A 14420-nucleotide genomic window follows, 5' to 3' on the forward strand; every position below is an offset into this window, starting at 1 on the left:
AAAAACTAAAGGAAAATGAACCAAAAAATAGATCCATAACTAACATAAACAATGAAAATAAGAAAAAAAAATATAAATTTTAGATTTAAAAAGTCAAAATTGAAATCTAAAACTGAAAAGAGCATTATGCAACGGTCTTAACTTGTTTATATCGCTTCTAGGGCCTTCTGCCTTACTGAAAATACGGATTAATTTGCTTTTTGAATCCATAATTCTATTTACCCGATTGTCAGTATAATATACTAAAAACAAACAACTACAAGCAAATCGAATTAACTTGAAAAAGTGTGAGTTTACCCTGCCGCTTTAATCAGTGTTTTAGTCTTCAAATACTTGAAAGCTTTAGCCAAACACAATTGGTATTTGTCTAATTTGGTTGCTTTTCTAAGACTTAACCTTTTTGTGAAAATTGAGCTCCAAAAATGGCTAGATAACCATTCTTAAAAAAAGAAAAACCTCCAAATATCGGAATACACGGAGGCTTTTTAATTATTAATGTTTTGCTATCAAATTAGTAATGAAATTAATACTTTTGATTAAACCTAGAATTTATTTAGGACGGGATTGATTTAAAAAAGAAGATTAAATAAAAAATGGTTAAAAGGGGCTTTGATATTGTTTTTTCAATAATTGTAATTGTAACTGTATTAGTTTGGATGGTGCCAATTGTTACTCTTATAATATTTTTAACCACAGGCGAACGACCTTTTTATATACAAGAAAGGGTTGGTAAAAACGGTTTCTTGTTTCAGATTTATAAGTTTAGAAGCATGAAAGGTGTTCCTCCAGTAAATGATCCATTATTATCGGATGAGGAAAGTTTTAGAATCACTTATTTCGGTAAGTTTATTAGAAAGTATAGAATAGATGAATTCCCTCAGTTTATAAATGTATTGATTGGGGAAATGAGTATTGTGGGGCCAAGACCCGAAAGACAGTTTTTTTTGGACAATATTATAGTTCATATTCCTAGATATAAAGAGTTGCAAAAATTAAGACCAGGTATTACTTCGCTAGGTCAAATAAGATATGGTTATGCTGATAGTATCAATCAAATGAAATTAAGAGCGAGATACGATTTAGTTTATTTAGATAACGTATCTTTGTTAACTGATATTAAAATTATCCTATACACAATAATTGTTGTGGTTAAAGGGAAAGGAAAATAAATACAAAATGAATATTCTTATTTTAGGTTCTGGAGGAAGAGAGCATGCTTTTGCATTAAAACTTTCACAAAGTAAAAAATTATCAAAACTTTTTGTGGCTCCTGGTAATGCAGGAACTGCTGATTGTGCAATTAATCTTGGTATTGATCCTGTGGATTTTATTGCTGTTAAAGCGGCTGTTTTAGAAAATAAAATTGAAATGGTAATTGTTGGCCCAGAAGCTCCTTTGGTTGCTGGGATACATGATTTCTTTTTACAAGATAAGGAGTTGAAGTCTGTGCCCGTTGTAGGACCTAAAAAAGATGGAGCAGAATTGGAAGGAAGTAAAGAGTTTTCTAAAAAATTCATGGAACGTCACGGAATACCAACTGCCAGATATGCTGCATTTACAAAAGAAACCTTAGAAGAAGGAAAATCATTTTTGGATACCCTAAAATCCCCTTATGTCTTAAAAGCAGATGGTTTAGCAGGTGGTAAAGGTGTTTTGATTTTGGAAACACTAGAAGAGGCCAAGTCCGAATTAGAAGATATGCTTACGAATAACAAATTTGGAGAAGCATCTTCAAAAGTTGTTATTGAAGAGTTTTTAGATGGTATAGAGTTGTCTGTTTTTGTTCTAACAGATGGTAAAAGTTATAAAGTATTACCTTCAGCAAAAGACTATAAAAGAATTGGTGAAGGAGATATAGGGTTGAATACAGGTGGAATGGGAGCTATTTCTCCAGTTCCTTTTGCAGATGAAGACTTTTTGAAAAGAGTTGAAGAAAGGGTTGTAATTCCTACTGTTGACGGTTTACAAAAAGATGGAATTGATTATAGAGGTTTTATCTTTATTGGTTTGATGAATATCGACGGAAACCCATTCGTTATTGAGTATAATGTACGTATGGGAGATCCCGAAACAGAGGTTGTTATTCCACGAATTGATTCTGATTTATTAGATTTGTTTGAAGGAGTTGCAACACAAACATTGAATCAAAAATCATTGGAACTGACATCAAAAACTGCAACTACCGTTATGATTGTTGCGGGAGGGTATCCTGAATCATACGAAAAAGGAAAAGTTATTTATGGACTTGATGATGTAGAGGGTACAACTGTTTTTCATGCAGGAACAACAATAAAAGACAATAAAATAGTTACTAACGGAGGGCGTGTGATGGCATTTACTTCATTGGGTGATTCTATGGAAGAAGCTTTGGAGAAAACTTATAAAAATATATCTAAAGTAAGTTTTGAATACATGAATTACCGTAAAGACATCGGATTTGATTTAAAAAATGTGTAATCTTCTTTTTATAGGTGGCTATAATAGTTTTTTAATCTATAAAAATGTCTACAGACAAAGAGAACATTGACTTTTCAACTTCTGATAAAGTTACTAGTAACAAAATTCTTATAGCCCCATTAAATTGGGGTCTAGGACATGCAGCTCGTTGTATTCCGATCATTCATTTTTTAATTGAACATAACTTCTCTCCTGTCTTGGCAAGCGATGGAGCTGCTCTAGCGTTATTAAAGAAAGAATTTCCTAAGTTGGAGGTCATTGAACTTCCGTCTTATCAGATTCAATATTCTGAATTTTCTTATTTTACGAAGTGGAAATTATTATTTTCGTTTTGGTCTATTCAAAAGGCCGTGAAAATGGAACAAAAGATAATAGCAGACTTGTTTCTTGATAAAGAGTTTGTTGGTTTGATATCCGACAATCGATTTGGGGTTTATCATCAAAATGTTCCTTCCGTTTATATGACACATCAGTTGAATGTTTTTTCTGGATTAACAACTTGGTTTACTTCAAAATATCATCAAAAAATTATTTCTAATTTTAATGTTTGTTGGGTTCCAGATGTTCGTGGAAGTAAAAGTTTGTCAGGAAAATTATCAAAGGTTTCTAAGATTAAGACTCGGATTAAATTTTTAGGAAATTTAAGTCGCTTTGAGCCTAACCAGCTGAAAAAAAAGTACGATGTTTTATTGCTTCTTTCAGGACCAGAACCACAACGTTCAATTTTTGAAAAGATCGTATTAAAAGAATTTTCTTCTTTTGAAGCGAAGGTATTGTTGGTTAGAGGGGTTTTGAATCAAACTGTTTTGAAAAATGTTTCTAAGAATATTGAGGTCGTAAATTTTTTAACCTCTAAAAAATTAGAAGCAGCAATAAATATGAGTGAAATGATTGTTTCACGATCAGGTTATAGTACGATTATGGATTTAGCAAGGTTAAATAAAAAAGCAGTCTTTGTGCCTACCCCAGGACAGATAGAACAAGAGTATTTAGCGAAGTATTTAGAAGAAAAAAAAATTGCCCCATTTTGTAAACAAGGGAAATTTAATTTGAGTATGCTTTCTAAAGCAGATAATTATTCTGGTTTTGTAGAGAATTATTCCTCTGGATTAAGTTCAGGATTATTACAAGTGTTTAAGAGCAATTTAGGCTCTTTTTAAAGTAAAGGTAAATTCTGATCCTTTTCCATATTCACTTTCCAAAGTAATAGTTTGTTTGTGAGCTTCAATAATATGTTTTACTATGGATAATCCTAGTCCAGAACCACCCTGATCTCTAGATCTGCTTTTGTCTACTCTGTAAAATCGTTCAAAAATACGACCGATGTTTTCTTTTTTAATTCCTTCTCCGTTGTCTTTAACTTTGATGGCAATCTTATTTCCTCGTGTTGATCCGATACTGACCATGATAATCCCTCCAATTTTACCATATTTGATGGAGTTGACAATTAAGTTTATCAAAACTTGTTTTATTTTGGCGGCGTCACCCATCACAAAAATTGGAAATTCATAAAGTTTATCAAATCGCAATGTCATATTTTTCTTTTTGATTTTCATATCAAACAAGTCAAATATATTTTGAATCATTTCCAAACAGTTAAAAGGCTGTATATTGAGGTTTAGGTCGTTTGTTTCTAATTTAGAAATCATATCTAAATCCTTTACAATAGAAGTAAGTCGCTCTACTCCAATATTAGCTCTTTCCAAATAACGATCTCTAATATCTTTGTCTTCTGCAGCTCCTTCTATTAAGGTTAAAATATAACCCTGTACAGTAAAGAGAGGTGTTTTTAATTCATGAGAAATATTACCTAAGAACTCTCTACGATAGGTTTCACGCTCATTTAAAGATTCGATTTCTAATTGTTTGTCCTCTGCAAATTTTTGCATCTCCTTAGAAAGAGACTCAATATCAGGAGTTACATTTGTTCTGCTAAGATTATTTATATCTAATAACGAAACTTCTTCGTAGATTTTTAAAACACGTTTATATATAAACTGTTCTACTCTTTTTTGTAGTACAATAAAAAACATAAAAAAGACAATAACCGTGGAGTAAAGGGTAACTTCAAGATCTATAACAATAGTGTATTTAAAATATAATAAAAATGAAAAACCTCCGACTGTTAATAATGTAAACAGAACGGAAGTTATAAATGCAAATGCATATGTTTTTTTAATCTTCATTCAATACAAATTTGTATCCAACACCTTTAACAGTTTTAAAGAGATTGTCTCCTAGTTTTTCACGAAGTTTCCGAATGTGAACATCAATAGTTCTACCTCCTACAACAACTTCATTTCCCCAAACTCTATCTAAAATTGTTTCTCTTTTAAATACTTTGTCTGGTTTTGATGCAAGTAAAGAAAATAATTCGAATTCTTTTCTTGGAAGAATAATTTTCTTTCCTGCCTTTAATACTAAATAAGCTTCTCTGTCTATAATAATGTCACCTACAATAGTTTGGTCTTGATTGATGTCGTTTTCTTTAACTCTACGCAACAACGATTTTACTTTACTGACAAGGATTTTTGGTTTTACAGGTTTTGTGATATAATCATCTGCACCAGCGTCAAAACCGGCAACTTGTGAATAGTCTTCTCCTCTTGCTGTTAAAAAAGCAATAACTGTGTTTTCTAGACCTTCTGTATTTCTGATTTTTTCGCAAGCTTCAATTCCGTCCATTTCTGGCATCATAATATCTAACAATATTAAATGTGGTTTGTACTTAATCGCTTTTTCAATAGCCTTTAATCCGTTGTTAGCAGTGTGAATTGTGTATCCTTCATTTTTTAAATTGTAACCTACAATTTCTAAAATGTCTGGTTCATCGTCTACGAGTAATATTGTAATGTCATTTTTTTTCATAAAGGATAAATTTTTCTTCGAGGCAAAGCTAATCAATATATAGGACCATAGGTTTTATTTTACAATCATTTAATCCTGATTATTATTGTTAACACTAAATTTACACAACGGTAAACTATAGGTAACCTATACTCCATTCATTCTATAGACTTTTGCAGCTTAAAATAAGATGTAAATATAATGAGAAATTTATTAATTGTATTCATACTGTTGTTGACTATTTCAATGGCTGCTCAAGAGAGAGGAACTGTCTCTGGAGTTGTGACAGATAATGAGATGAATAATGAGACACTACCTTTTGCAAATGTTTTTATTAAAGGAACAACGATTGGAACTACAACCGATTTTGAAGGGAATTATACGCTGTCTTTGGAAGAAGGTGAATATGTGATTATTTTTAGTTTTGTTGGGTATACAGCTTCGGAAAAAATTATTACTGTTGAAGCTGGTCAGAGCTATATCTTAAATCAAGGTATTGGAGCAAGTGAAGGAGTATTGATGGATGAGGTGATTGTAAAAGGTTCTACGTCTAAAGAATCTGTGAGTGCATTGATTGCAGATCAAAAAAAAGCTACTGTAATTATTGAGAGTATTGGAGCTCAGCAATTGTCGTCTCAAGGAGTATCTGATGCTGCCGCTGCAACAACAAAGGTAGCAGGAGTTTCTATGCAACAAGGATCTAATAAGATTTATGTAAGAGGCTTAGGAGATCGTTACAACAGTACTACTTTGAATGGTTTGCCGTTGCCGTCAAATGATCCAGGGTTAAAAAATATTTCTTTGGACTTGTTTTCAACGAATATTATTCAAAATATTGGGATTAGTAAAACTTTTGTTTCAGGTAGTACTGGTGATTTTGGAGGTGCAAATATTAATATTGTTACCAAACAGGCTTCGACAAGATCTAATTTTTCTGTAAATGTGTCTACTGGATTTAATTCACAAACTACGTTTAAAAGTTTTAAAACTATTGATGGAGCAAATTATGTTGGTATTGCTTCTCGTACGGATCATCCGATTACTTCTTTACAGAAATATAGTTTTCAAGATAGTTTTTCTCCAAATAATTCTACAGCAGCACCTGTGGTTGGTATTTCTTTGAATGGAGGGAAAAAGTATTTTTTTGATAATGGTTCTTCATTTTCATTTTTCTTAGTAGGTTCGTTTGATAATAACTATAGATATAATGATGGGTTTAGTACAAATAATAAAACAGAAGATCTAAAAGGTACGGATTATTATGATGCTAAAGAATATGCATATTCTACGTCAAAGTTGTTGATGGGAAATTTCGAATATTCAATTAATGAAAACCATAAGTTATTGTATAATACTATTTTTATTCAGTCAAATAGTCAGAAGATACAAGATTATTTTGGAGACACGAATGACAATGATAATGTGAATGTAATTTTGCAGACTCAAAATCAAAATATGCTGTTGGTCAATCAATTGATTTCAAAAAATAGAGTTGGTGATTATTTAGATTTGGATTTAGGTGTCGCATTTAATAATATTAAGAATGATGAGCCAAATAGGATGAAAAATACTTTTTTAATAGATGAAGATTCTGGAGAAACTAGGTTTTCGACAGGAAGTCCGAGAAATAATAGTCGATATTATCATAATTTAAATGAAAATGATTTAGCCATTAACTTATCAGGTAAAATTTACTTAGGTAATAGAAATGAGGCTGAAACTAAAGGAGTTGTAAATTTTGGGTATTCGTTAAGAAATACGGATAGGCAGTTTGAGGCTATATATTTTGATCATAATGTTTTGAATCCTACGACTGTTGTTGAGAGGAATGATTTGAGTGCGTATTTTAATCAAGAAAATCTTGATTTTGGGAATAATGGAAGTGGTAACCAGGGCTTTAAATTGACTACTGGTTACGGTTTTGGGAGCAGTGCATTGGATCCTTTTACTTATAACGGGGTAAAACTTATCAATACATTTGATGTTAGTTTGGATTATAGTTTTTCTGAAAAATTATTTGTAAATATTGGAGGAAGATTTGAATCGATTGATATGGAAGTTGATTGGTCTACAAATTTAACAGGAGGTAATGTTTTAAAGTCAAATATTGATAAGCAATATTTGTTGCCTACTTTGAATGTGAAATATAGTGTGAATGAGGAAAGTCAGTTTAGATTTTCTGCTAGTAAAACGTATACCTATCCACAGTTTAAAGAAATTGCTGAGTTTGTTTATGAAGGAGTTGATTATGCCGAGCAAGGTAATAGTAATCTTCAGCCGTCTGAAAATATAAATATTGATTTTAAGTATGAGTATTTCCCCGGTTATGGAGGTTTGTTTAGTGCTTCTCTTTTCGGGAAGATAATTGAAAACTCTATCAATAGAATTGAATTGGTTGCCGCTTCAGAAAATCAGTATTCATATGAAAATACTGGGGATGCTCAGGTTTATGGTTTGGAATTAGAGTATAAAACTAATTTATTAACTATTGGAGATGTGGATTTGGATGATTTTAGTAAGTTGAATTTGGGTGTCAATACTACGTTTATGTACTCTAATCAAGATTTAGAGGCTACGGGTCTGTTTAGCCCTACAAATTCAAGTTCTCAGTTGGAAGGTGCTGCTCCAGTAATTGTAAATGCTGATATTTCATATGTGATTCACAAAGGGGTGAAAGAAACTATTGCAACAGTAGTTTTTAATTATCAGTCCGATAAACTATTTAGTATTGGAAGTAATCAAGGAGGTGTTGGCTTAGAAAACATTGTTCAAAAATCTATTGCAAGCTTAGATATTGTAGGGAAGCATAAATTCAATGAAAAATGGACATTTAAAATTGCCGTAAAAAACATATTGGATCCATCAATTGAAAGAGTTAGGGATTTAAGTAGTCCATTGACAAATAGATCGTATAAAAGAGGTATAGATACGGGGTTGTCTTTAGAGTATAATTTCTAAAAAAATCATAAAACATGTAAAAGAACACATCATTTTAGATGTTTTTTTGTTAACAATAAGTTTACAGTAGCGCCTGTTTCTTAACAGGGAATTAATCGAGGCTTAACGTAGTTGAGAGAAAACTATGCTTTCTTTGTCTAACAAATAAAAACAAAAAATAAATTTTATCGAAATGAAAAAATCAATTTTATCAATTTTAGCAATAGCTATATTTGTATTTACAAGCTGTAATAGTGATGATGATGATGATGATACTATACCAGGGGTGTTTAATGGGATTATCACTGAACAAGCAGATATTGTACCGGGAGATTTGTATGGTGAAGTTCAAGCGAACGTTACTTTATATAAAGGAACTGATTATGTGTTAACAGGAGCTTTGTTGGTTAAAGAAGGATATACTTTGACTATTGAGGCAGGTGTAACTATTGTTGCTACAGCTGGTGAAACAGATACGTATTTGGCTGTTGAACAAGGAGCTAAGTTAATTGCTGCTGGTACCGCTACTGATCCTATTACATTTACTTCTGACGCTGAAAATCCAGCAGCAGGAGACTGGGGAGGTATTGTTGTTGCAGGTAAAACTCAGACAAATAAAGGTGATTCTGTTCAATCTGAAGTTGCAGGTTTGAATTATGGTAAACCAGCTTCAGAAGCAGATAGTGCGGATAACTCAGGAGTTTTAACTTATATCATAGCTGAGTATACAGGAGCCAAAATTAATGGAGACCAAGAATTTAATGGATTATCATTGTATACTGTTGGTTCGGGTACTACAATTAATAATATTGTAATTAAATATGGTGCTGATGATGGTATCGAGTTTTTTGGAGGTACTGTTGATGTAGATAATGTTTTATGTGTAAATATTGCAGATGATATGTTTGACTTTACTGGTGGGTATACTGGGACAATTACAAATGCTTTTGGTGTTAGAGAAGATGGATTTACATTAGCTACGGATGACCCAAGAGGAATTGAGGGTGACTCTAACTCTTCTGATCCAACTGCAACTCCAATTTCTGCACCAACATTTGAAGGTGTAACAATTTTAAACTTGAATCAGACAGTTGAGTTAATGGCTGGAGCTGAGATTCGTAGAGGAAGTATTGCTACAATTAATAATGCTGTGTTTATTGCATATGGTGATGCTTCTTTTGGTCATTTAATTGATACCAAAGACGATTCAGGAGATGGTACTTTAACAATTACAAATGCTTATAAAATGGGAAATGTAGGAGAAAATAATGTAGGAGGTACTATTAACGGTATGGTAATTGAAGATACTAATTTATTTGATGGTATTAATGTGGCATCAGAAAAAGGAGCTGATTTTTCAGTATTCTCTTGGTCAGGATATGAATTACCTGCTATAGTTGACTAAAGAAAACATAATTTGAAAAGGCAGCCTAAGGCTGCCTTTTTTATAGAATACAAATTTGTAAAGGAAATGTGTTCGCAATAGTTTTATAAAAAGAGAATACTCGACGAGTATTCTCTTTTTTGTTTTTGTTAAAATATTGAATAATTCATAATTAATGTTTTTGTTAAAATTTTCATTAAGCACCACGCTATTTCTGCAGCTATTGTATTTATTGATAATCTAGTTAAATGAACTTAAAAATATAATTATAATTACGTTAAACTGTTAACGTTAGGTTAATGTAACAGTAACATAACTGTAACGTATTAATAAACTTAAAATTTAGGAATTCTAATTTAATTTGCGGTGCATATTTTATTTGAATTATGAGGAGAATTATTTTAGGAATTGCTGTTTTGTTTACGGCAACAATGAGAGGGCAATTGACTGTTGAATCCATAAAGACCACAAAGTTTGGTGCTGGAATTATAAATTTTAAAGGAGAAAACAACTCTTGGAGTATTAAATTGGGAGCAAGAATGCAGCTGTTGAGTACTAACCAATGGTTTTATAGTAATGGTAACTTAACGGAACATGTTTCTACTGCATTGGTAAGAAGATCTAGATTGAAATTTGATGGATTCGTTTATGACCCAACAATCAAATATAAATTAGAGTTTGGTTTGTCTAATAATGATTTGAGTAGTGGTAATCCTGAAGAAAAGGCATCTGCTGCAGTAAATTACGCACCAAGAATGGTGCTGGACGCTGTTGTAATGTGGAATTTTGTAGATAATTTTGAAGTGTGGTTTGGTCAAGCAAAATTGCCTGGAAATGTGGAGCGTGTTATTTCTTCCTCAAGCCTTCAATTGGTTGATCGTTCAAGGTTAAATAGCGAATTTAATTTAGACCGTTCTTTTGGAGTACAGTTAAGGCATAATTTTAATTTAACAAATAAGTTTGTAGTTCGTGAACGTATTGCTGTTTCTCAAGGAGAAGGTAGGAATGTTACGATTGAAAACGAGGGTGGTTATCAATATACAGGACGTGTAGAATTGTTGCCTTTTGGTTTGTTTGAAGAAAAAGGAGAGTATAAAGGCGGAGATTTAAAACGCGAAAAAACACCTAAATTAATGCTGAGTTCTACGTATGATTATAATGTAGATGCTAGAAAAACACGTGGGTCTCAAGGGAAATATTTTGAAGATCTTGATGAGTCTTACGTGGATGTTACTACAGATGTTACTACGGTATTTATAGATGCAATGTTTAAATATAAAGGGCTTTCTTTTATGGGGGAATATGCGTACAGAGATGCTGGTAATGATTTGGTTAGTATCGGTAATGGATTAAATTTGCAAACAGGATATTTATTTAAAAACAATTGGGAGCTGGCAACGAGGTACACAAATGTTTCTGTATTCTCTGCTGTTGACGGTGGTGAAGAAAGAAATGTATATACTTTGGGGGTGTCTAAGTATGTTGTTGGGCATAAGTTAAAGGTGCAATCTGATATTAGTTATACGGATATAGTAGGCTCAGAAAATAGAATTGGCTTTAGGGTACAGGTCGAAATTCAGCTGTAAAAACATAACAATATAGTAACGTGGATACATGATAATTATCAAGATATTTGCACGTTTAAATTACGTATTTTTGAATTTTATACTTAGATTATATTATGGATAGTATTTATATGTTTATGGTAATTGCACTTGCTTTATTGGCGATTGCTGATTTGGTTGTAGGTGTAAGTAATGATGCAGTAAATTTTTTGAATTCTGCGATAGGTTCAAAAGCCGTTTCTTTCAAAACAATTATGATTGTAGCGAGTTTGGGAGTACTAGTTGGAGCGGTTTTTTCAAGTGGTATGATGGAAGTTGCACGTAAAGGTATTTTTAACCCGAGTGAATTTTATTTTAACGAAATCATGATCATCTTTATGGCGGTTATGATTACAGATATATTATTGTTGGACTTTTTTAATACTATAGGAATGCCAACATCAACAACGGTTTCAATAGTGTTTGAATTGTTAGGTGCTGCAGTTGCGATGGCTTTGTTAAAAATATATAGCTCAGAAGGATCAGGTGAGTTTACTGATTTAATTACTTATATCAATACCGAAACTGCTACTAAAATTATTTTTGGAATAATACTGTCTGTCGTCGTCGCTTTTTCTATAGGTGCATTTGTACAATGGATAACACGATTATTGTTGTCGTATAATTTTGAATCAAAAGCGAATTGGGTTGGCGCTTTGTTTGGAGGGATTGCGTTAACTTCGATTACCTATTTTATTTTTATGAAAGGCTTAAAAGGAACTTCTTACGCAAAAGAATCATTGGATATTCTTGGTGGTAGAAACATAAAAGAATTTTTAGAGAATGAAGTTCTTGGAATTATTTTGGTTAGTTCTGTGTTTTGGTCTGCTGCTTCATATATAATGATTAACTTTTTAAAAGCTAACATATATAAAATGGTAATCATCGTTGGAACTTTTGCGTTGGCATTGGCATTTTCAGGTAATGATTTGGTAAATTTTATTGGAGTTCCAATTGCTGCATGGGAGTCATATTTAGCTTTTTCTAAGGAATGGGCAATTTCAGGTGTTCAAGCAAATGAATTTAGTATGAGTATTTTGTCTGAAAAGGTTCCGACAAATAACGTATTGTTAATTTTTGCAGGTTTAGTAATGGTAGTAACATTATGGTTTTCTAGCAAAGCGAAAAATGTAGTGAAGACATCATTAGATTTATCAAGCCAAGCGACTACAAAAGAAAGATTTCAACCGAATTTCTTGTCTAGAGGATTTGTAAGATTTGCGATGGGAGTTTCTCAGGGGGTGTCATATATTACACCAAAATCGTTGAGAGACAAAATTGAAAAACAATTTACTTCTCCTCCAATTATTTTATCGAAAGATAAAGTACATGAATTACCTGCTTTTGATATGGTTAGAGCAGCAGTTAACCTAATGGTTGCTGCAGTGTTAATCTCAATTGCTACATCTTATAAATTACCTTTGTCTACTACTTATGTTACGTTTATGGTGGCTATGGGCACCTCACTAGCTGATAGGGCTTGGGGAGCTGAAAGCGCAGTGTATAGAGTTGCTGGAGTTATCAATGTAATTGGAGGTTGGTTCTTTACGGCTTTTAGTGCATTTACGGCAGCGGCTTTGGTGGCGTATCTATTGAATTTGAATCTGAAATTGATGTTTCCGTTATTGTTAGTAATGGCAATAGGGCTGTTGTTAAGAAACTTTTTTGCTGATAGAAAGAAATCTAAAGAAGTCAAATCAGAAGACAGTTTGAATCAAGCTGAAAGCACCTCTGTACAAGGCGTGATTAAAGAAAGTGCAGCTACGATTGCTTCACTTGTAAAACGTGGGGGTAAAGTTTATGGAAGTGCGCTTAAAGGACTGGTCAAACAAGACCTCGTTTTGTTGAAGAAAAATAAAAAGACGATTGAAAAATTGTCTAATGAAGTAGATGAACTACGAGATAACATATTCTATTTTATTAAAAATTTAGATGAATCAAGTGTTACCGCAAGTAGTTTTTATATCAACTTATTGAGTTGTTTACAAGACATTACTCAGTCTTTAGAATTTATTGTTAAAGCTACAAATAAGCATGTAAGTAATAACCATAAGAAACTTAAATTAAGTCAGGTAAAAGAGCTTAAAGAAATTGAAGAGGCTTTGTTGGTGGTTTTTAATAATATACAAGATGCTTTCACTCAAATGTCCTTTGAGAAAATTGCTGATATTTTAAATGATAGGAAAGCATTTGATATAGTATCAGAAAAAATTCAAAAACAAATAGAGAGAACACGTACTGAGGAATCAAGTCCAAAAAACACAACACTATACTTTGGGCTGTTGTTAGAAACAAAAGATTTGTTAACAGGGTCGATGAATTTGATACAAGAATATTATGAAGCAAATAAAGCATCTCAAGACTCCTTAAAATAGAAGAGTTTATTTTTTAATTAGAACCTGATACGAGAGTATCAGGTTTTTTTGTGGTCTATAATTACCGGTGTTAAACGACTACAATTGTTTACGTCCGAAAGTAACTGTTTTAAAACCGATTCGGGTTTTGGTTGTAGTTTTACTTTGCAGTGTCGAAACGAACGAATGAATTTTGATATAATAAAACAGTTGTATTATGAGTAATTTAAGAAACAAAGTACAGTTAATTGGGTGTGTTGGGAGCACGCCAGAAGTAATTCAATTAGAGTCGGGTAAAAAATTAGTAAAATTTACAATGGCTACAAATGAGTCGTATAAAAACGCAAAAGGAGATAAGGTAGAAGACACCCAATGGCATAACCTAGTTGTGTGGAGTAGGTTAATAGAGGTGGTTGAAAAGTATGTGAAAAAAGGAGACGAATTGGCAATTGAAGGGAAGCTTACAAATCATAGTTACGATGATAAAGAAGGAAATAAAAGATATGTTTCTGAAATTGTTGTTAATGAATTATTGATGTTAGGAGGGAAAAAATAAAATAGATCAAAGTAGAGCATTACTTTAAGACCGTTGCAAGGTACATGACAAAAACAAAGATCCAAACTTAGGTTTTATATCATTGTTTGTTAGCTTATATTTAAGTTATGAAACTACAAAGAACAGTTACTTTTGCAGATAGCATTTGTGATTTACGTACAAGAAAGATAAAAGCTACATTTTTCAGTCAAATAAATATTCTTATCGATTGGGATCGAATTTCAAAAATAATAGACAAGGACTATTCCAGGGGTAAAAGTGCCGTTGGTAAGCCTTCCTAT

The 14420-nt window shown here is 32.2% G+C and carries 10 protein-coding genes; 8 read left to right on the plus strand and 2 right to left on the minus strand.

Annotation, left to right across the window (positions count from 1 at the left end):
- The first annotated feature begins 593 nt into the window (after nucleotides 1–593).
- Genes V5787_RS09450 through V5787_RS09460 form a run of 3 tightly spaced genes read left to right on the plus strand, consistent with a single transcriptional unit; the run spans nucleotide 594 to nucleotide 3617 of the window.
- Nucleotides 594–1169, plus strand: a complete 576-nt coding sequence (locus V5787_RS09450) for a sugar transferase (protein ID WP_336892989.1) — start codon at nucleotides 594–596, stop codon at nucleotides 1167–1169.
- Nucleotides 1170–1176: 7 nt separating this feature from the next.
- Nucleotides 1177–2457 carry a phosphoribosylamine--glycine ligase gene (gene purD, locus V5787_RS09455; RefSeq protein WP_336892990.1) on the plus strand — a complete coding sequence of 427 codons (1281 nt, stop codon included), beginning with the start codon at nucleotides 1177–1179 and terminating at the stop codon, nucleotides 2455–2457.
- 44 nt (nucleotides 2458–2501) lie between these two features.
- Entirely contained in the window at nucleotides 2502–3617 is a 1116-nt protein-coding gene (locus V5787_RS09460) for a glycosyltransferase (protein WP_336892991.1), read from the plus strand.
- On the opposite strand, the gene V5787_RS09465 is transcribed toward V5787_RS09460, so the two are convergent.
- Nucleotides 3603–4643, minus strand: coding sequence for an ATP-binding protein (locus tag V5787_RS09465; RefSeq protein WP_336892992.1), 1041 nt, complete (start codon nucleotides 4641–4643; stop codon nucleotides 3603–3605). The two genes, V5787_RS09460 and V5787_RS09465, sit on opposite strands and share 15 nt — an antisense overlap.
- On the minus strand, nucleotides 4633–5325 hold the full coding sequence (locus V5787_RS09470) for a response regulator transcription factor (protein WP_336892993.1): 693 nt from the start codon (nucleotides 5323–5325) through the stop codon (nucleotides 4633–4635). Before V5787_RS09470 ends, V5787_RS09465 begins: the two co-directional genes overlap by 11 nt.
- A 180-nt stretch (nucleotides 5326–5505) precedes the next feature.
- On the opposite strand from V5787_RS09470, the gene V5787_RS09475 reads away from it, so the two are divergent.
- The 5 genes from V5787_RS09475 (at nucleotide 5506) to ssb (ending at nucleotide 14139) form a co-directional block, all read left to right on the plus strand.
- Nucleotides 5506–8262 carry a TonB-dependent receptor gene (locus V5787_RS09475; protein ID WP_336892994.1) on the plus strand — a complete coding sequence of 919 codons (2757 nt, stop codon included), beginning with the start codon at nucleotides 5506–5508 and terminating at the stop codon, nucleotides 8260–8262.
- A 172-nt stretch (nucleotides 8263–8434) separates the two neighbouring features.
- Nucleotides 8435–9646, plus strand: a complete 1212-nt coding sequence (locus V5787_RS09480; protein WP_336892995.1) for a hypothetical protein — start codon at nucleotides 8435–8437, stop codon at nucleotides 9644–9646.
- A 365-nt stretch (nucleotides 9647–10011) separates the two neighbouring features.
- A complete protein-coding gene (locus V5787_RS09485) occupies nucleotides 10012–11211 on the plus strand; it encodes a porin (RefSeq protein ID WP_336892996.1) in 1200 nt (399 codons plus the stop codon).
- Nucleotides 11212–11306: 95 nt separating this feature from the next.
- Nucleotides 11307–13604, plus strand: a complete 2298-nt coding sequence (locus V5787_RS09490; RefSeq protein WP_336892997.1) for an inorganic phosphate transporter — start codon at nucleotides 11307–11309, stop codon at nucleotides 13602–13604.
- 196 nt (nucleotides 13605–13800) lie between these two features.
- Nucleotides 13801–14139, plus strand: coding sequence for a single-stranded DNA-binding protein (gene ssb / locus V5787_RS09495; RefSeq protein ID WP_336892998.1), 339 nt, complete (start codon nucleotides 13801–13803; stop codon nucleotides 14137–14139).
- The last annotated feature ends 281 nt before the right edge of the window (nucleotides 14140–14420 follow it).

It is taken from the genome of Flavicella sp., assembly GCF_037132785.1.
Classification (GTDB): domain Bacteria; phylum Bacteroidota; class Bacteroidia; order Flavobacteriales; family Flavobacteriaceae; genus Flavicella.

Bases quoted from the DNA above. Each gene is read 5' to 3' on its own strand.
- V5787_RS09450 (WP_336892989.1), top strand. From the start codon at position 594: ATGGTTAAAAGGGGCTTTGATATTGTTTTTTCAATAATTGTAATTGTA.
- purD (WP_336892990.1), top strand. From the start codon at position 1,177: ATGAATATTCTTATTTTAGGTTCTGGAGGAAGAGAGCATGCTTTTGCA.
- V5787_RS09460 (WP_336892991.1), top strand. From the start codon at position 2,502: ATGTCTACAGACAAAGAGAACATTGACTTTTCAACTTCTGATAAAGTT.
- V5787_RS09465 (WP_336892992.1), bottom strand. From the start codon at position 4,643: ATGAAGATTAAAAAAACATATGCATTTGCATTTATAACTTCCGTTCTG.
- V5787_RS09470 (WP_336892993.1), bottom strand. From the start codon at position 5,325: ATGAAAAAAAATGACATTACAATATTACTCGTAGACGATGAACCAGAC.
- V5787_RS09475 (WP_336892994.1), top strand. From the start codon at position 5,506: ATGAGAAATTTATTAATTGTATTCATACTGTTGTTGACTATTTCAATG.
- V5787_RS09480 (WP_336892995.1), top strand. From the start codon at position 8,435: ATGAAAAAATCAATTTTATCAATTTTAGCAATAGCTATATTTGTATTT.
- V5787_RS09485 (WP_336892996.1), top strand. From the start codon at position 10,012: ATGAGGAGAATTATTTTAGGAATTGCTGTTTTGTTTACGGCAACAATG.
- V5787_RS09490 (WP_336892997.1), top strand. From the start codon at position 11,307: ATGGATAGTATTTATATGTTTATGGTAATTGCACTTGCTTTATTGGCG.
- ssb (WP_336892998.1), top strand. From the start codon at position 13,801: ATGAGTAATTTAAGAAACAAAGTACAGTTAATTGGGTGTGTTGGGAGC.